This window comes from Ruegeria sp. AWH4_226, from assembly GCF_056159225.1.
On the sequence record NZ_JBSWUU010000003.1, the window covers coordinates 222,833 to 239,271 of the forward strand.

Here is a 16,439-nt window from a genome sequence, read left to right on the forward strand (position 1 = left end):
AAGCTCAAAAACTTCGGAAAAAGTTGCTTTTTTTTCACCGGATCACCCAAAGTTTTGGGCCTCGTCCTTATAAATAGACCGATCAAAAGCCTTGGTGTGTGGATGGGTTGCCTTCAATTGTCCCCACGGGTCCGCACACCAAGCACCCAATCGACGGAGGCTGACATGACCCAGAACAATACCCAATACACCGGAAACGTCGAAGCGCTTGAGCGCTCCGTTTTCACAAAACGCAACTTCCGCAGGCAAGCCGACCGCTGGATGCTGGACAACCACAAACTGGCAATACGTATTGTCGAAGCCTACATTCGTGGTGGACGTCCTGCTGCGGAATATTTCATGCAGGCATTCCAGTTCGGCTACACTGTGGAAGCCGTCGAACGTGCCCTGAAGATCGTCACCCAGAAACAACGGCTGGCATGGATTGCCTCCGGCTGGATTATTAGCCTATCCCCGGAAGACAAAGCCCGCAAACTGGCCAAGGTAGCCGCAACCGTTAAGGGTGTTCGTGAAGCCCTGCGGATCAAGCAGCAGCGTGTGACGAAAGCCATCAAGGTTGGTTACAGCCCAACCACCGTGAAGACTGCATACGTCCGTGTGAAGGGTTATGCGGGCTGCACATACGATGCGGTTCTCAGCTATGTGTGGGCAAAATACAAAGATCAGCAGGAGTTGGCCGGGTATCCGGCAGGTGGGTAGATCAAGAGGCTCGATGCCTCCTGAACCACGAACATCAACCCTCAGCTCCTGACACGGACCCAAAATCTAAACCCCAAACAATCAGCAAAACAATCTCTCGGCTCTGCCGAGTGTTCGCATGCCAGATATTCAGGTTCGGGACGGGTCAGTACGTTGATGCATAAAAGAAACCCAAATGAATTCAAATTATTAAATGTGAATGAGAACAAAATCCAGAACACTGAAAGCTCATGGACGAGCGTAGCGAGGACATGAGTACATGGGGTTCAACTGAATGCCGATGGAACCAAATGATCGATCCATGGCATCTACCGGACAGTAATGAACGTCAACAGGACCAATGAAACCTGAATGAACCCCAACTACAGACCCCTTCGGGGTCAGGTCTTCGACAGTCCTGATTGAATGAAAAATAGAAACAACATTCGTGCAACGAATGTCTTGCGAAGCAAGCGATTGAACCAACATGGCCACCCATCGCAAGCAGTTGGCCAACAGATAGCCACCTGCTTCACTTCGTGAAGTGCTTCGCACGTGCTTGATGGTATTGGATCAACGGTAGCTGGTTGGATAAAAACTATTGGCCCAATTGCCACCATTTTGGAACTGACAGCCGCTAAAAGGACGGACAATTGCCTTCCATCGCTACCAGCCAGCAAACACTTGCCACCCATCGCAATTGTCCAGCTACCGTTTGGCTAGCCAACTTCACTTCGTGAAGTGCTTCGCATGGTTTGGGTTGTGTTGCTCGTGATTTGTCCCAACTGGAATGCAACAGGTCCCATTGCGTTCTATCCGAACCCAACGGGACCAATAAAATGTTCAAAGCAACTGGCAGAGTTCACTTTCCGAACCGGCTGCGGATTGCTGTTGCAGCCGTCTCAAGGACCGCATCCAGCTTGCCGTCACTCGTGAGGGTTTTCAGCTTTTCGAGGTTTTGCACCACGTCTTCTGCATCCGTGCATTTGATCGCCGACAGGCCCGGAGCCAGTTCCAGCGAGGCTTTGCCGTACCTCGGCGAAATGAACCAATCCCCTTTGCTCGACTGCCAAACCCACGTGCTTTTCGCCGGGTTGCTAGCCTCTCCTGCCGTCATTCCGGCCAACTGCTTGTCGATGGCAGCGATGAATTTCTGACGACGCTGATGGGACGGTTGCGTGGTTTTAGGTTTTTCCGCTGCTTCCAGATTGAATTGCTTTTCAAGTGCCATTGGGATCTCCTTTGCTACCCCAACGGCGTCCCTTGGTTCACGATTACAGACAACAATCATCGGACAAAACGACTAGCCACCAGTCTACCCAGTGCCATCCATAATGGCAGCATTGGTGAAGAGATTGACCCGTGACAACTCAGAATTCTAAGTCTTTGCCGTTCAAAAAGGGATAATTACACAATTACGTAGTTTTCCTGCAAAAATAGAGAGCGATGTAGGGCGGCATGTTATAGTGGGCATCTCCTTCACCCGCCGTTCCACTCGTAAATTCATGTCGGACGGAGTAGGGATGCCTCACTCCGCTATTCGCAACGGTCGGGGAATTGCTATTCCCATTAAAAAATTGCGTCTTGTCTATGGTCATGTGAGTATTGCTGGGATCAAATTTATAGTCGTGAGTGTGAACCGGCATCTCTTGCGTCGTTAGCCGTACCATTTCAGTTCCATTGAACTCACCTACTATCCGTTCCGTGAGTGGTTCACCATTCGAACCATTCCTGAATGCAGCCGGGCCGTTGTCCAACTCTTCTTTGGTTGCAGCGCCAATTATGAAGCGCGCTCCTGCTTTCTCAAATCGGTCCCAACCTTCAGGACAGCCTCCATCAAAAATCATAACAGCACTGTCCGGCAGATTAGCCAAATTAAGGCTACGATTTTGATCGGAACTCGAAGCTCGTCCAAACTCTACCCCGGCCAGTTTGAACTCAAACTTGAAGGCGATAGCCAGAATCACAGCTCCAACGAGAGATACGAACGCCAACATCATTGCAATCGTTGACCAAGCGACTAATTTTGGCGGTACGTGACGGGCAATAGTATCGAGTGCAGAACGTTTTTCTGTCATGGCCATCCCCTCAACAAGCCTCCAGATACTGCCCACTTTTTTATTCAGAAACCAGCTTTTGGATGCAAAACCATTCACATATCTCACTCGAGGCAATGTAAGCTCCAAGGCGTCGACCGACTGGCCCAACCATTTCTACATTTGAATATGACACTAAAAACACTTGCTGCCGTGACTCAAAAAAGGTCGATCATCAGAGTTTAATTGCAGCAGATCACTCCCTGTGCTGCAAGTTCTCAATGATCCCTGTCGTGGGAGCCATGTTTCTCAAATAGAACCGCTCCAACTGATCAACGGACGTTCCAGCATTCTTGGCAAGGGTGTGGGTGTTCACCTTCCCATTCGACGACCTCACCCGGGACTGAATAGCATAGTGCCGAAGTGAGTAAGGTGACAGCTTACGGTCCTCATCCAGCAGATCGGCCTTTTCCAATATGTGGTTGAAGATACGCCGAGCCGTGTTGATCGCCGTTGTTCGATTTGGGTATTCTGGCATCCAGACATAGCCGTTCCTGTCTGGCCCCTTCTCATCGAATGGGTTCAGGGTGGCATGGTAAAGAGGCACCGCCAAAGGCATCGTCACACTTACCCGGCCACCTGTCTTGCCGCCCCGCACATTCATTTCCAGATGCGCAGGTTCGCCCTTAGTCTGAATGTCCTTGTGCTTCAGGCCGAACAACTCCCCCTCAGTTGGACGGAGGAAGGTGTGGACCACAAACCTGAACATCTTGGCATGATGGCCGGTGATCTCAACACCACGAACCTTGTCTCTGCGTTTGACACATTCACCGGCAGCTTTCATGAAACGTTTGTATTCGTCATCGGTGAACGTGTGCCGGGGTGTATCAACGGTCTTTTGCTTCGGCATCACCGGCAGCACATCCAGCAAACCATCCTCGACGGCCAGTGTCAGGACCTTGCGGATGATAATGGTGTGTTTGGCCTTAGTTGATTCCGCCAACCGCTTTGGCCGGTTCTCATCCAGATGGATCAGATAATCCCGAACCATCCCCGTGGTGATCTTGCTGACATCGTACTTGCCGAAGTAGCAGATCAGTCCATCTTTGGATCGGTTCAGCAGCTTGTTGTCACCGTCCGACCATTTGGATTTGCCCTTCTGCACAGCCATCAGCTTTTTGGCATAATGTTCAAAACTGGTGGCTTTCTTCTTGGCGTGGTCGCTGTTGGCCTTGCTGCGGAACGTATCGGCAAACTCATAGGCCACTTCAATGGCTTCGAGACGTGATTCTTCCTTGGATGACCGATGAACGTATTTGCCCGCTATCGGGTCTCTGAATCGGATATACCAATAAGGGCTGCGCTCTGTACGATAGATCGCCAGACCCTTTCGGAGGTGTTTCAGCTTGGAGATTTGGTTTTTTGAATCTTCGGCCAAGGTCAGCCCGTCGGAGGAGTGTATAACTGTGTATAACTTTTACGGTTGAAAATTCGAAGGCTCAACAATCAAAATTTATCAAGTGTTTCAGAGAGTTAATGGTGCCCGGGGGCGGAATCGAACCACCGACACGAGGATTTTCAATCCACTGCTCTACCCCTGAGCTACCCGGGCACGGGAACGATTTTGATCGTAGGGTGGGGGCCTTCTATGACTTGCATCAGGCAGTGTCCAGAGGCTTTTTTACATTTTTTAGTGTGGACGCTTTTGCTCTGCTTCGTCTTGTGAGCCGTCGGCGTCAAGGTCTTCTTCGCGCTGCGACGGAACCGCGTATGAGCCGTTTAGCCACTTGGCAAGGTCTATATCCGCACAGCGCTTTGAGCAGAACGGACGAAACTTGATCACAGTGTCGGAACCACAGATCGGGCAGCTCATTTCAGCACCTCCGTCAGAGGAATTCGACCCCTTTTGCGTTGCAGTTCGTAATGACCCAACGGGGTCCATCCGGCCAGGTTGGTTTCGATACCGTCAGCCTTGAACGCGGCGCGCAGGGCGGATTCGAACCCACGTCGATCTTTTTTGGGCATAGGCGCCAAATCCAGAGTAATTTGCCCGCCCAACCCCCTTACGCGTAACGCGCGAGCCAGGGCTTTGGCGCAGGCAAAGTTTGCTTTGGTTCCAGCGGCCAACGACGTGTCGGACCCTGTATTCACGTCTACGGCGACCAACGCGCGCGTGGGCTGTATATACAAATGACCCCCACCTTGCAGCGGTTCGGAGATTCCACGGGCCACGTCCAACGCGTCAAGTACGCCTTGCTCCACGAACCCGCCAGCTTGCGTGACCACCTCAGCCGGATCGGTCCAGTCGCGCCAGGCAAGGACGTGCGGGCCATCGCCTTCCAGCAGGAGGCCTGATTCCGTACCCAAATCGTTCATAACCTGATCGGCATGGGCCAGCATGGCGCTGATGTCCTGCGCAATTTCACCTGCATCCTCGCCTTCACAACAAGACCGCAAGATCAAACCGTAGTCGCTGTTTTCCATGCATTCATGCGCGATCTCAAGCAGACGGTCACGCTCAGCCTCATCGCGAATAGAGCGTGAGATATTCAAGCCCGGCGCATCGGGCGTGACGATCGCATAGCGGCTTTTGAACAGAATGCGATCCGTAACCGGAAGCGCTTTGCCCGGTTCGGCATATCCCGTGACCTGCACCAGCATCAGGGTGCCGGGCTTAATTCCACGACCTTGGCGCAGAAAGGCCGGGCCATCCGGTGTTGTTAGGAACATTCCACCCTGCCCCTTCACCGGACGGTCAGCGCGGGCGCGATAGATTGTGCCGGGCGCAGGGGCGTCTCCGGCAATCAGGAAATCCTCTAACCGGCCATCCACCATCAAGGCGGCAGCTTCGCGGTTGTCGATATGGTCCAGAACGATAGTGCGACCCTTCATGAGCCCTCACGGTACAGGGGATATCCAATGCCTTGCAAAAGAGCAGCCGTTTCCGACAACGGCAAGCCTACGATGCCAGTGAATGACCCGGATATCCATGGAATGAACGCGCCGGCAGGACCTTGAATAGCGTATGCGCCTGCTTTGCCCTGCCAGTCTTTGGTCGCAAGATATGCGTTGATTTCCTGGTCCGACAGCCGTTTGACCTTAACCTGGGAAACCACGTCGCGCTGTAGCACCCGCTCCCCACGCCGCACCGCGACCGAGGTGATCACGCGATGCCGCCGACCGGATAGCGCGTACAGAAACTCCGCCGCTTCCCCTTCGTTTTCGGGCTTGCCCAGAATACGGCGGCCAAGCGCAACCGTGGTATCTGCGCACAAGGTAATGTCGTCGCCATCTGCTTCAACTGCCTGCACCTTTGCGCGCGTGATGCGATTGCAATACGGAACGGGCAACTCGCCCTTTATGGGGGTTTCGTCAATATCCGGGGCGCGAATAAAATCAGGCTGTACGCCAAGCTGCGCCAGCAGGTCCAGCCGCCTTGGGCTGCCCGATCCTAGGATAAACGCCATTTCGGCTGGCGTTACTTGAAGCGATAGTTGATCCGACCCTTGGTCAGATCATATGGGGTCATTTCGACCTGCACTTTGTCGCCGGCCAGAACACGGATGCGGTTCTTGCGCATCTTGCCTGCCGTATGTGCGATGATCTCATGGCCGTTTTCCAGCTCGACCCGAAACGTCGCATTAGGCAGGAGTTCCTTCACGACACCGGGAAATTCGAGCGTATCTTCCTTGGCCATGTTGTCTCCATCATTACGTTGCACTCGCAGAATCTGCGAGGATGTGCGCTTAAATGAGCCTATTTTGGGCTTATTTCAAGGCCAGAATCACTCAAACACGGGATATTGTGATTGAATTGGCGCGGGGGGATTGCTCTGCCCAATGGGTGCGGTTCAGCACGTGCCCATCTGCTCGGACCTCGGCAATGGCCGAAAGATCAATATCCGCATAGGTCCATCCGGGACGGTTCATTGTTCCCTCAGACAGCACACCGGTCGAAGGAAACCCCTTGTCCGGCGGACCAAAAACGCCGCCGGTACCTGTGTTCATGTCCACCGCCTCGGACCAGTCATTATTACCGACCAAGGATGCCATCACCGTAACGCATTGGTTTTCCAGTGCCCGCGACATCGCTCCGATCCGGACGCGCCAATAGCCTGACAGTGCCTCGGTACAGGACGGAACCAAAATCACGTCGGCTTCACGCAGGACGCGGCCAAGCAGGGGAAACTCGCTGTCATAACAAATAAGTACACCGATTTTGCCCAATGAGGTTTCAAAGAGTTTCAGCGGGCCGCCCGGCACAATACCCCAGTCGTCGCGCTCGAACCGGGTCATGATCTGTTTGTCCTGATGGTCTTGCCCGCCACCGGGTGCATAAAGTTCAGCACGGTTCACCGGACGTCCCGACCCATCCGTAATCGGGGCTGACGCACCCAGAATATATACCCCATAGGTCTGCGAAAGGCGTTGATGCAGAGCCTGCGCCGCTTCCATCCGATCTGATACGGCGCGGATCGAATGTTCCAGATTTCCGGCGACCTTAGCCCCGTCCAGCGTTGATAGTTCCATCGCGCCGTATTCAGGAAAGACCAGCAGGTCGGCCCCCTGCCCTGAGGCCTCGGCCACCCATCGGTCCAGCTTGTCTTCGTACTGCGCCCAACTGTCGAGCCAATCAAGATTATAGGCGGCGGTGGCAACTTTCATGACGACTTCTCAGATTTGGGTGCAACACGACCCTAGAACCGGGTCACTGCGCTGTACAGCGATATCACCGCGCACAGTGCCTATGTTTGGACATTGACACTGGGTTATCATTGGCCAGCCGAAGTGAAAGAACGGACGGACGATACGGTATCAAACCTGACGCTCGCTTTTTGGTAAATCCCGTATCCAGAACTGCAGCGGCTTCATTGTTTCCTTCTTGGCGCCAACGTCCTTCCATGAGAAATGCGCAATCGCACCGGGCAGCGGCGTGTAGCCTCGCGAGTGCCAGAAAGCGTCCAGCGGGCGGTAATTTTTCGGCCGCATGGGATGGTCTTCTGGGCGTTGTACACTGCAAAACGCGCATTTGGTGAAGCCAAGCCTGATCGCGTGGGCTTCTCGTAAATCAAAGAACCTATGGCCAGCGCCCTGCCCGCGATAGTCCGGCAGCAGAACAGACTCGGCACAGTAGAAAATCTCAGACACGTCCAGCCCCGAGCTTTGGAATGCAGCGCCGAAGTCGTCGGCATGATCGGCTAGCGGGGCGCCAGTTGACGCTCCGACCAGGCGATCGCCGTCAAAAGCACCGACGAGGATGGCTTTCTCGCTGTCGCGATACGATTGCAGGTATCTGCGTTCGTAATCCAGATCACCATCATAGAGATAGGGCCACGCCCGAAACACCTTCATGCGAAGGCGAGCAACGTCGTCAAGAGCGTCTGACAGGGTTGCCCCGGTCAGCGCGCGAACTGTTGTGATCTCAGCCATCAGTGACCTGCCGCACCCAGTCGGCAAGGTTGTAGAAGGTGGTGACGCGCGAGATCTGACCGTCCTTCAAGTCAAAGAATGAGCCGGCAGGCAACCGATAGGTTTGGCCACGCGCTTCGGGCAGACCTTCATCCGTTTGCAGGTAGGTGCCGTTGACCGTGAACTCAGCCGCGGCCCGGGTGCCGCCTGCGGTCTCGAATATCACAATGTCGGTCAGGGTCTCGCGGTAACAGCGGTTCATGTGGGCGCAAAACGACGCGAATTTCTCTTTGCCAACGCGGATCTGGCCTTCGTTCACATGGTGGGCCACATCATCGGACAGGCAGGCCAGCATGCCATCCACGTCCCCGGCATTGAAGGCGTCGAAATAGGTTTTGACAGTTTGGTTCATGTACACTCCGTAGGTTCGCCCCAGCGATCTTTGAGGTGCTTGATGATCTGATCGCGGGTCTGTCGGTAGTGACTTAGCTTTTCCGCGCGCGTTTCGCCCAGTCCGGTAGGGTCCATTATTGGCCAATAATCGACATCCAGGTGAAAAATCCGGGTCAACTCCAGCGCCCTGCGCTGGCTGGCAGGCGACAGGGCAACCACCAGGTCAAAAGAACTCAGATCGTCGCCCCATTCCTGCATTTCGTCAAATGAGCGCGACCGGTGCCGGGATAGTTCCACGCCGATCTCCTGGCAAACTGCGATGCAAAAGCCGTCAATCTCAAGATCATTGTGCACACCGGCGGATTGCACATAGGTTCCGGTGCCGTAGAATTTCTTCATGATGCCTTCGGCCATTGGGGACCGAACCGAGTTGTGGTCACAACAAAACAGGACCGACTGCGGCAGAGGCGTCACCCGTCACCCCCCGAAATGCAGCACGCAAATAAGCGTGAACAGGCGGCGGGCGGTGTCTGTGTCGATATCCGCTTTGCCTTCCAGCCGCTCTTGCAACACGCGGCTGCCTTCGTTGTGGATACCGCGCCGGGCCATATCAATGGTTTCGATCTGACTGGGCGGCAAGGATTTCACCGCGTCAAAGTAACTTTCGCAGATCTGGAAATAGTCTTTAACCACCTGCCTGAACGGCCCCAGCGAAAGGTGAAATTCGGCAGCTTTTTCTTCGGCTTCGGTCGCGACGTCGAATACCAAGCGTTTGTCGCGGATCGACAGGTGCAAATGGTATGGACCATCCGGGACCACACGACCATCGCGCTGCGGCAGGGTAAAGCTGTTGTCTTCCAACAGATCAAAGATAGCGACCTTACGCTCCTGCTCGATCTCTGGTGTCGGCGGGGGCAGGTTGCGGTCATCAAGTTCGATACGCGAAATGCGGGTCATTTGTTCGATTGGTTCGTTAAGGTCAACGAAGACTTAACGCAACTGAAAAAATTGAACAACGCGTCAAAGGGCTAAATCGGATGATCCGCCGGGTCTATACCATGTTTTTGCAAAAGCGTATCGACCAGTGAACCTTGGTTGATTTTTCGACCGTGGAAAATCTTGCGGAACCATGACCCAAAAAAGTGGACAGACATCTTGTCTTCCCATTCTAAAAACTCAAGCTTTGACAGATCCGGATCATTCCAGAGCGATCTGTAACGCAGAGGTATCGGGTACAGGAGAGTGCGTGGCACCGCCATCTTATGTTCCGGTGTGTTATAGATGTAGTGGAACAACATCGGCGGTCCAAAGCTGAAAAGCGGCAAGCTCCAGTAGGTCGAAATCCCGTACAGCCCGCGATACGTGTTTTTCTGCTGCTCGGACCACCAAGCCGGAATAAGTTCGCTTTCAAAGGCATATTCGCACATTTCTTGCAATGCCGGGCTATCCTGAGGAAGCGCCAGAACACCGTTCATAATCCGCCGTTTCCTGCGGTTGGCCAACGGAAAAAGATAACCCTCGTTCGTCTCAAAGGGGCGCACCGCGTAAGCATCAGAATCAACCCAGATGTAGTCGGTTTGTTGCAGAAGTTTCAGGCGAAACAGGTCTGCGTGGACGGCAACAGAGCGTGTGACAGGGTCACGAAAAATCTCAGGTGAGTCGAAAATCTCGCGGGCATCGCGGGCTTCGACATAGCCCGGAATATCTTCAAGCTCACCATAGTGATAGACGATCGGCTTTTGACCGACATCCGCAAAGGATTTCAGGCACAAATGCTCCAAAAAGCTGAGCCGCCTTCCAATCCAAAGGGTTGCCACACGTTCCATCCAGCCTCCTACACCCCGGGTCATCCTTCAAAACGCCGCATCTCTCAGCGCTGGATCAAAGCAGCCTTCCCTTACTTAGCCTCGACGCGAAATAAACTTTGACCCGCTTGCGTTGAACCATCAACCATTCAGCCGTTTCAAACGTGCCGTGACCGACAGTCCATGCGCCTCAAGGCTTTCAGATTGCGCGAGTTGCTCTGCCGCAGGTCCGATCGCGCGCAGCGCTTCGGGCGTCATCTGGCTGAGTGTTGTGCGCTTTAGAAAGTCCATCACACTCAGACCGGAAGAAAACCGGGCTGATCGGGCCGTGGGCAAAACATGGTTAGGGCCGCCAACATAGTCGCCAATGGCTTCGGGCGTGTACTGACCCAGGAAAATGGCACCTGCATGGATTGTCTTTTCACTCAGCGTGACAGGATCGCTCACACACAGCTCAAGATGTTCTGGTGCAATACGGTTGGACAGGGCTGCGGCCTCGTCCAGATCGCGTACGGTGATCACAGCGCCGAAATCGCGCCAGCTTACCCCGGCGATGGCACGGCGCTGCAAGGTTTCCAGACGCATTTCAACAGCTTTCGAAACGGCTTGCCCAAATGCGGCATCATCCGTGATCAGGACAGATTGGGCGCTCTCGTCATGTTCGGCCTGGCTCAGCAGATCCAATGCGATCCAGTCGGGATCGTTGTCTTTGTCGGCGATGACCAGAATCTCTGACGGTCCTGCGATCATGTCGATGCCGACCTTGCCGAACACCCGGCGTTTAGCGGCGGCAACAAAGGCATTTCCAGGGCCGGTAATCTTATCTACCGGCGCAATGGTCTCGGTGCCATAGGCCAGCGCAGCAACGGCTTGCGCCCCGCCTATACGATAGATTTCATCCACACCAGAGAGCCGCGCCGCCAGTAGGACCAGCGGATTCACCTGCCCGTCCGGCGTAGGAACGGTAATGGCCAGCCGGTCGACCCCTGCTACCTTGGCCGGGATCGCATTCATCAGAACCGAAGACGGGTACGATGCCAAACCGCCGGGCACATACAAACCTGCCGCCGACACTGCCGACCAGCGCCATCCAAGCGTTGCCCCGGTCGCGTCGACCCACTGATGGTTTTGGGGCATCTGTTTTTCGTGATAAGCGCGGATACGCGCGGCAGCCAATTCCAAGGCAACGCGGTCGGCCTCGGAAACCTGTGAAACCGCCGCGTCGATGTCTGCAGCGGAGAATGCCATCGACCCGGGCGTCAACTCCAGCCGGTCAAACTTGGCGGTCAGGTCGATGACAGCGGCATCGCCCCGCGCGCGCACATCTTCGATAATCTGCGCGACCGTGGCATCCACATCGGGGCTGTCTTCGCGCTTGGCTGACAAAAGCGCCTGAAACGCGGGCTCGAAATCGGCTGAGGTCGTGTCAAGAAAAACGGGCATAAGCAAGACTCCGAAAGCGTTTCGCCGGGTCATACCGTCGAGGCGCGACAGCCTCAACCCCGGTGCGGCATTTCCCTTGCATCGCAGCAGAGATCAAACGCCAGAAACGCTTGTTTTTAGATGTTTTGACACCAGTTCGTTCATGATGCAGAGGTCGGTCATTCAGGATGATGCGGCGCGTGCCCGGATGGCGCCTTGTACGGGCGCGTCACATCCTTGAGCGTTACGTCAATCGCCTCAACCTTCAGCCGGATGCCGCCATCACCGGCCAGCGTCAACAGAATCTGACCGGCCCCGTCCTCGCCCGCTTCAAAGTCAACCGATAGCAAGGACAGGATCATATCCTTGTCGCTGCGATCAATCCCCTGACTGGCAACCGACAACACCGAGTCGAATACAAGAACCGATTGCACCCGCTCAAACGGCCGATCACGACGCTTTGCGGCATCTTTGTCTTCCCAGCGAAAGCGGTTCAGCAGCAATCCAAAACGGCGCTGCGACGGCTTCCACGTCATCTCGGTTACCGGGAATACGGCGTCCTGTGTCAGAGTCGAAATCACCTGCAGATCGTCCGCATCTTCGGCACCCAGGTTCAGCGGGGCTTCGCCGCCTTCGTGAAAACTTGCGTCTGTCATTGGCCTTTGACCCGTTCGATTTTGGCACCCACGCCTTCCAGCTTGCGCACAACATGCTCATATCCGCGATCCAGATGATAGACCCGGCTGACCATTGTTTCACCTTCGGCTGCCAATCCGGCCAAAATCAACGAAACCGACGCACGCAGATCCGTCGCCATAACGGGCGCGCCTTTCAGACGTTCAACGCCCGTGACCGTGGCCGTACCGCCATGAACCTCAATGTTCGCGCCCATGCGCACCAGTTCCGGCGCGTGCATGAAACGGTTTTCGAATATGCGTTCCTCAAGAACCGAGGTCCCTTCGGCCGTGCACATCAACGCCATCATCTGCGCCTGAAGGTCGGTTGGGAAGCCCGGGAACGGCTCTGTGACCACATCCACCGATGTTACACGCCCGTTCTTGCGCGCCACTTTCAGGCCGTTCTCGGTTTCTGAGACACTCACACCAGCCGCGTCCAACTTGGCGGCGAAAGACTCAACCAATGACATACGGCCACCCAACAGTTCAACCTCACCGCCGCAGATGGCCGGGGCCAGCATATAGGTGCCCAACTCGATACGGTCGGTGACAACCTGATGCGTTGCCCCGTGCAGCCGGTCGACACCCTGAATTTCGATGGTCGAGGTCCCTTCGCCCGAAATCTGAGCCCCCATCTTGCGCAGACACTCGACCAGATCTACGATCTCAGGCTCACGCGCGGCGTTCTTGAGAACCGTGGTGCCCTTGGCCAGCGTTGCGGCCATAACGATATTCTCGGTTGCCCCCACCGAGGCAAAGCGCATCTCATGCACGGCACCTTTCAGCCCCCCCGGTGCCTTGGCGTGCAGATAGCCATCCTTCAACTCGATCTCAGCGCCCAGCGCTTCAAGACCCTCGACGTGCAGATCCATCGGGCGCGCGCCAATCGCGCAGCCCCCCGGTAATGACACAACCGCCTGACCCAGCCGCGCCAGCATCGGGCCCAGAACGAGGTTGGACGCCCGCATCTTGCGCACAATCTCGTAATCCGCCGTATGGCTGGTCAGGTCATGGCTCGACATCGCCAGAACCTGCCCGTCCTGCAACGCGGACACCTCAGCCCCCAGCGATTGCAAAAGCAGGGTCATGGTTTTGATATCGCTCAGCCGCGGGGCGTTGGTCAGCGTCAGCGGTTCTTCGCTGAGAAGCGTCGCGGGCATCAGCGTCAGACAGGCATTCTTAGCCCCCGCGATCGGTATTTTACCGTTCAGCGGCCCATTGCCCGTCACCAAAATCGAATCCATCTGCTCTTATCCCTCGTCCTTTGCGGAATTATCCTCGGATGCCGCCCGCGCCTTGGCCTGCGCCTTGCGCCGCGCCATGTTCGCCTTGAGCGCCTCTTTCAGACGCTGTTCGCGCGCATCCCCGGATTTGCCCTGTTTTTTGGGTGTCGTTCTGTCTGCCATAGTCTTTCTCTACAGGAGGCGAAAAAAACCGTCCAGAGACCCTTGCGCCGCGTTTCGTTTGAGTCTAATCACCCGCCCACAGCGCTGCTGTAGCTCAGAGGTAGAGCACTCCCTTGGTAAGGGAGAGGTCGAGAGTTCAATTCTCTCCAGCAGCACCATCAACATCCTGAAAATAAAAAGTAATCGAAGTCTCCAAAAAAGTGATTTCGTTGACTGAGTCCTGCGATGCCGGATAAACGCTGGTTGTATGGCAAGTTTCTTTTGACGCCCGCGGAACACAAAATTCTAGTTTGTCCTTGCAGCTTCTAAACCCAAGATGCCCCGCGCAGCGTGTAGCATTTGTTGGCAACTCTTCAAAAAGCTCACCCAAGGGATCGATCAACTTAGTGCACAAACATCAGCGACAGAACTCCTACAAGGATCAGGCTCAGCGCCCACACCAGGTCCAGGTTAAACCAGCTCTTGGAAAGAAACCTCAGCCCCAGCCAACGGTACACACCAAAGGCGAGCAGACCGCCAGAGGCCGTCATCGCCACGGTGTGAGCCAAGGCAACTAACACAGCAACTCCTGCGTTACCGGTCATCAGGTCGGAGGCCGCTGCGTGACCCGGGTCGGTTGCGATCGTGCGGCAGATGCCAAGATAGATTGGCACCAACATCAATCCCGCGCCATGCGCCATTGCCGCCAGAAATGACCACAGTGCAAGCCGAGACGGCGGCACACGCGCAAGAAAGCGCGGGTGGCGGCGGTTGAACAAAAGATAGACGCCAAGCCCGATCACAAGACATGCCGCGCCAATCTGTATTTCCCGTTGCCGTTCAGCCAGAAACAGCAGCGCTGTGAAAGGAAAAAGAATGGCAGCCATCGCAACAAGATGTCCGGCGGCCAAAGCGATCAATGCGTTGAAGAAACTGTTGCGGCTCTTGTCCATCAATGCGGCGGAAACCGCCAGCGGCCACCCCATCCCGGGATTAATCCCATGGTATATGCCCGAGGCGACAACAGCCCACCAAAGAGCTGTTGTCGTTTCCAATCCGCCCACGCGTCAGACGGATGGGTAGCAGAAACTATCGGTTGAACAGTCGCCGCCTTCGAGGCGTATCTGGTGGCTGCGATAACCTTTTGGGAACTCAACATAGAAATCCTTGTCCAGTTCCAAGCCACCGTTTTCACCGACATTGGCCATCACCATTTGCCCGCCCTCATCGTCGGGGTAGAATTGATCATCCCACGTTGAATACAACGAGTTGGTCCAATAGACCCGCTTGCCATCCCGGCTGATCTCGACCATTTGCGGACCGTAGGCAAAGCCTTTACCATTCGGATGCTTCGCGCCGCGCGCAATCCCGCCAAGCTCTACCTTCCCGGTCAGCTTGGGGTTCATCGGGTCGGAAACGTTATACTGGTGCATTTCACCCTGACCCCAGCACGCGACGTACAGATACTTGTCGTCCAGGCTCAGGTCGATGTCGGTGACCAATGGCGGTACGGCCTCGAACCCTTGCAACAGGGGCGGAAGGTTTTCAGCCTTCTCTGGCCGGGGATCAATCGTGATGGTCTTTTTCGCCTCAAACGTGCCGTCGTCTTTTTGCCACCACGTGAAAATACAACCCTGCAGGTTCGTCGTGTCGACCACGACACCACAGAATCCATAATCTTTTGCAGGGTCGTGAGCGGGCCGGATTTCCAAAGCCATTTGATGGTTTTCGCCCAGGTCGATGGTCTGGACATTCCGGCGTTCACGCAGGTTCCAGAAGTGAATCTTGTGGCCATATTTGTTGGACAGCAAGTCCTCGGCCACGATCCCGTTTTCGAACTGCGGCGGCAAACCCCACTCGGAACTCACCATGTAATCACGCGGAAGGTTCCACCAGAAATCATAGTGTTTGTCTTGCTCACCCCGGTCCATTTCGTAGCGCCCGAGGATATCAAATGTTTCGCAATCCATGATAAAAATGCCCGGAGGTCCATCAGTTCCATCCGGCCCGCCACCACCGAGTGTTGAAACGTAGATGCCTTCGGGGCCGCAATGGATCGTATGAGGGCGCGAATAACCGGTTTTGGCGAAGACTTCTTCTGGCTCGATAATCTTGTGAATTTTTGCCTTCAGCGGCTCCTTCACGTCGATTACATAAATGCGAGAGGACCGGATACCCGGTACAATCAGATATCTCCGCTCTAGAAACGCATGTCCGGTCAATGGAGACAGCGCCGAGGAGCAGGCATTCCAGCCAAAATGATGAAATTCATCCCCCTTGTAGGGCATCATAAGCCTATGAACGATCTGGCTGTACGTCTTGGAATTCGGATCAACATCTATAACGGCCAGCCCATCAGGTTCCGAACCATCCGGGCTGAGCATCAATGTGAAGGCAAGCGTTTCCGCAGGCGCTTCCATGGCAAGTTTTGGGGTTGCGTGAAATGTAGGGTCAGGTCTCAGGTTCATAGCGGGCTCCTCCCAGGCCATAAGCGGCGGATCGCTGCGCAAGACGGATCTGATCTCGCCTGGCGGGAAGAGTGCCATAAATTTCAGATTCGTTAAAATGTCGCGTTTCCGGTGCAATGGGCCAGCGAGCCTAAGCCAATTCGACAGCTCATGACCGCAGGACCGGA

20 protein-coding genes and 2 tRNA genes are annotated in these 16,439 nt (G+C 55.1%); 2 read left to right on the forward strand and 20 right to left on the reverse strand.

Annotated features, from left to right (window positions below; genetic code table 11):
• The first annotated feature begins 165 nt into the window (after positions 1–165).
• Positions 166–699 (forward strand): hypothetical protein, encoded by a 534-nt coding sequence (locus tag ACXAET_RS19495; protein ID WP_475189191.1) that lies wholly within the window; start codon positions 166–168, stop codon positions 697–699.
• 841 nt (positions 700–1,540) lie between these two features.
• Here ACXAET_RS19495 and ACXAET_RS19500 read toward each other — a convergent pair.
• From ACXAET_RS19500 to ACXAET_RS19585, 18 genes are all read right to left on the reverse strand, one after another.
• Entirely contained in the window at positions 1,541–1,909 is a 369-nt protein-coding gene (locus ACXAET_RS19500) for a hypothetical protein (RefSeq protein ID WP_475189193.1), read from the reverse strand.
• Between the two features lie 184 nt (positions 1,910–2,093).
• On the reverse strand, positions 2,094–2,756 hold the full coding sequence (locus tag ACXAET_RS19505; protein ID WP_475189196.1) for a hypothetical protein: 663 nt from the start codon (positions 2,754–2,756) through the stop codon (positions 2,094–2,096).
• Positions 2,757–2,970: 214 nt separating this feature from the next.
• Positions 2,971–4,152 (reverse strand): tyrosine-type recombinase/integrase, encoded by a 1,182-nt coding sequence (locus tag ACXAET_RS19510; protein ID WP_475189198.1) that lies wholly within the window; start codon positions 4,150–4,152, stop codon positions 2,971–2,973.
• 99 nt (positions 4,153–4,251) lie between these two features.
• Positions 4,252–4,326 (reverse strand) — tRNA-Phe (locus tag ACXAET_RS19515).
• Between the two features lie 78 nt (positions 4,327–4,404).
• The gene (locus tag ACXAET_RS19520; RefSeq protein ID WP_475189201.1) at positions 4,405–4,587 is read right to left on the reverse strand and encodes a DNA gyrase inhibitor YacG; all 183 of its coding nucleotides are present in this window, start codon (positions 4,585–4,587) and stop codon (positions 4,405–4,407) included.
• Positions 4,584–5,606 (reverse strand): ribonuclease E/G, encoded by a 1,023-nt coding sequence (locus ACXAET_RS19525; protein WP_475189204.1) that lies wholly within the window; start codon positions 5,604–5,606, stop codon positions 4,584–4,586. The genes ACXAET_RS19520 and ACXAET_RS19525 overlap by 4 nt, the downstream gene beginning before the upstream one ends.
• Positions 5,603–6,181, reverse strand: coding sequence for a Maf family protein (locus ACXAET_RS19530; protein WP_475189207.1), 579 nt, complete (start codon positions 6,179–6,181; stop codon positions 5,603–5,605). The genes ACXAET_RS19525 and ACXAET_RS19530 overlap by 4 nt, the downstream gene beginning before the upstream one ends.
• An 11-nt stretch (positions 6,182–6,192) precedes the next feature.
• Positions 6,193–6,411, reverse strand: a complete 219-nt coding sequence (infA, locus tag ACXAET_RS19535; RefSeq protein ID WP_005978431.1) for a translation initiation factor IF-1 — start codon at positions 6,409–6,411, stop codon at positions 6,193–6,195.
• Positions 6,412–6,502: 91 nt separating this feature from the next.
• Entirely contained in the window at positions 6,503–7,378 is an 876-nt protein-coding gene (locus tag ACXAET_RS19540) for a carbon-nitrogen hydrolase family protein (protein ID WP_475189209.1), read from the reverse strand.
• 150 nt (positions 7,379–7,528) lie between these two features.
• Entirely contained in the window at positions 7,529–8,143 is a 615-nt protein-coding gene (locus ACXAET_RS19545) for a GNAT family N-acetyltransferase (protein ID WP_475189211.1), read from the reverse strand.
• Positions 8,136–8,534 carry a ketosteroid isomerase-related protein gene (locus ACXAET_RS19550; protein WP_475189213.1) on the reverse strand — a complete coding sequence of 133 codons (399 nt, stop codon included), beginning with the start codon at positions 8,532–8,534 and terminating at the stop codon, positions 8,136–8,138. Before ACXAET_RS19550 ends, ACXAET_RS19545 begins: the two co-directional genes overlap by 8 nt.
• Positions 8,531–8,989, reverse strand: coding sequence for an arsenate-mycothiol transferase ArsC (locus ACXAET_RS19555; RefSeq protein ID WP_475189215.1), 459 nt, complete (start codon positions 8,987–8,989; stop codon positions 8,531–8,533). The genes ACXAET_RS19550 and ACXAET_RS19555 overlap by 4 nt, the downstream gene beginning before the upstream one ends.
• Before the next feature lie 3 nt (positions 8,990–8,992).
• Positions 8,993–9,472: a UPF0262 family protein gene (locus ACXAET_RS19560; RefSeq protein WP_475189218.1), complete on the reverse strand. Its 480-nt coding sequence runs from the start codon at positions 9,470–9,472 to the stop codon at positions 8,993–8,995.
• A gap of 71 nt (positions 9,473–9,543) precedes the next feature.
• On the reverse strand, positions 9,544–10,341 hold the full coding sequence (locus tag ACXAET_RS19565) for a glycosyltransferase family 32 protein (protein ID WP_475189221.1): 798 nt from the start codon (positions 10,339–10,341) through the stop codon (positions 9,544–9,546).
• A 120-nt stretch (positions 10,342–10,461) separates the two neighbouring features.
• On the reverse strand, positions 10,462–11,763 hold the full coding sequence (hisD, locus tag ACXAET_RS19570) for a histidinol dehydrogenase (protein ID WP_475189224.1): 1,302 nt from the start codon (positions 11,761–11,763) through the stop codon (positions 10,462–10,464).
• Positions 11,764–11,921: 158 nt separating this feature from the next.
• Complete coding sequence (locus tag ACXAET_RS19575; RefSeq protein WP_475189227.1) at positions 11,922–12,398, reverse strand: DUF2948 family protein; 477 nt, start codon at positions 12,396–12,398, stop codon at positions 11,922–11,924.
• Entirely contained in the window at positions 12,395–13,663 is a 1,269-nt protein-coding gene (murA, locus tag ACXAET_RS19580; RefSeq protein WP_475189230.1) for a UDP-N-acetylglucosamine 1-carboxyvinyltransferase, read from the reverse strand. Before murA ends, ACXAET_RS19575 begins: the two co-directional genes overlap by 4 nt.
• A 6-nt stretch (positions 13,664–13,669) precedes the next feature.
• Positions 13,670–13,825, reverse strand: a complete 156-nt coding sequence (locus ACXAET_RS19585; RefSeq protein WP_475189233.1) for a hypothetical protein — start codon at positions 13,823–13,825, stop codon at positions 13,670–13,672.
• 83 nt (positions 13,826–13,908) lie between these two features.
• On the opposite strand from ACXAET_RS19585, the gene ACXAET_RS19590 reads away from it, so the two are divergent.
• Positions 13,909–13,983: transfer RNA gene (locus ACXAET_RS19590), tRNA-Thr, on the forward strand.
• Positions 13,984–14,208: 225 nt separating this feature from the next.
• On the opposite strand, the gene ACXAET_RS19595 is transcribed toward ACXAET_RS19590, so the two are convergent.
• Together ACXAET_RS19595 and ACXAET_RS19600 are read right to left on the reverse strand one after the other, a co-directional pair.
• Entirely contained in the window at positions 14,209–14,790 is a 582-nt protein-coding gene (locus ACXAET_RS19595) for a hypothetical protein (protein ID WP_475189237.1), read from the reverse strand.
• 81 nt (positions 14,791–14,871) lie between these two features.
• Positions 14,872–16,272 (reverse strand): selenium-binding protein SBP56-related protein, encoded by a 1,401-nt coding sequence (locus tag ACXAET_RS19600; protein WP_475189240.1) that lies wholly within the window; start codon positions 16,270–16,272, stop codon positions 14,872–14,874.
• Between the last annotated feature and the right edge of the window lie 167 nt (positions 16,273–16,439).

What these genes read in the sequence shown, in the direction of transcription:
- ACXAET_RS19495 (WP_475189191.1), top strand. Translation starts at nt 166, where the DNA reads ATGACCCAGAACAATACCCAATACACCGGAAACGTCGAAGCGCTTGAG.
- ACXAET_RS19500 (WP_475189193.1), bottom strand. Translation starts at nt 1,909, where the DNA reads ATGGCACTTGAAAAGCAATTCAATCTGGAAGCAGCGGAAAAACCTAAA.
- ACXAET_RS19505 (WP_475189196.1), bottom strand. Translation starts at nt 2,756, where the DNA reads ATGACAGAAAAACGTTCTGCACTCGATACTATTGCCCGTCACGTACCG.
- ACXAET_RS19520 (WP_475189201.1), bottom strand. Translation starts at nt 4,587, where the DNA reads ATGAGCTGCCCGATCTGTGGTTCCGACACTGTGATCAAGTTTCGTCCG.
- ACXAET_RS19525 (WP_475189204.1), bottom strand. Translation starts at nt 5,606, where the DNA reads ATGAAGGGTCGCACTATCGTTCTGGACCATATCGACAACCGCGAAGCT.
- ACXAET_RS19530 (WP_475189207.1), bottom strand. Translation starts at nt 6,181, where the DNA reads ATGGCGTTTATCCTAGGATCGGGCAGCCCAAGGCGGCTGGACCTGCTG.
- infA (WP_005978431.1), bottom strand. Translation starts at nt 6,411, where the DNA reads ATGGCCAAGGAAGATACGCTCGAATTTCCCGGTGTCGTGAAGGAACTC.
- ACXAET_RS19540 (WP_475189209.1), bottom strand. Translation starts at nt 7,378, where the DNA reads ATGAAAGTTGCCACCGCCGCCTATAATCTTGATTGGCTCGACAGTTGG.
- ACXAET_RS19545 (WP_475189211.1), bottom strand. Translation starts at nt 8,143, where the DNA reads ATGGCTGAGATCACAACAGTTCGCGCGCTGACCGGGGCAACCCTGTCA.
- ACXAET_RS19550 (WP_475189213.1), bottom strand. Translation starts at nt 8,534, where the DNA reads ATGAACCAAACTGTCAAAACCTATTTCGACGCCTTCAATGCCGGGGAC.
- ACXAET_RS19560 (WP_475189218.1), bottom strand. Translation starts at nt 9,472, where the DNA reads ATGACCCGCATTTCGCGTATCGAACTTGATGACCGCAACCTGCCCCCG.
- ACXAET_RS19565 (WP_475189221.1), bottom strand. Translation starts at nt 10,341, where the DNA reads ATGGAACGTGTGGCAACCCTTTGGATTGGAAGGCGGCTCAGCTTTTTG.
- hisD (WP_475189224.1), bottom strand. Translation starts at nt 11,763, where the DNA reads ATGCCCGTTTTTCTTGACACGACCTCAGCCGATTTCGAGCCCGCGTTT.
- ACXAET_RS19575 (WP_475189227.1), bottom strand. Translation starts at nt 12,398, where the DNA reads ATGACAGACGCAAGTTTTCACGAAGGCGGCGAAGCCCCGCTGAACCTG.
- murA (WP_475189230.1), bottom strand. Translation starts at nt 13,663, where the DNA reads ATGGATTCGATTTTGGTGACGGGCAATGGGCCGCTGAACGGTAAAATA.
- ACXAET_RS19585 (WP_475189233.1), bottom strand. Translation starts at nt 13,825, where the DNA reads ATGGCAGACAGAACGACACCCAAAAAACAGGGCAAATCCGGGGATGCG.
- ACXAET_RS19595 (WP_475189237.1), bottom strand. Translation starts at nt 14,790, where the DNA reads ATGGGGTGGCCGCTGGCGGTTTCCGCCGCATTGATGGACAAGAGCCGC.
- ACXAET_RS19600 (WP_475189240.1), bottom strand. Translation starts at nt 16,272, where the DNA reads ATGAACCTGAGACCTGACCCTACATTTCACGCAACCCCAAAACTTGCC.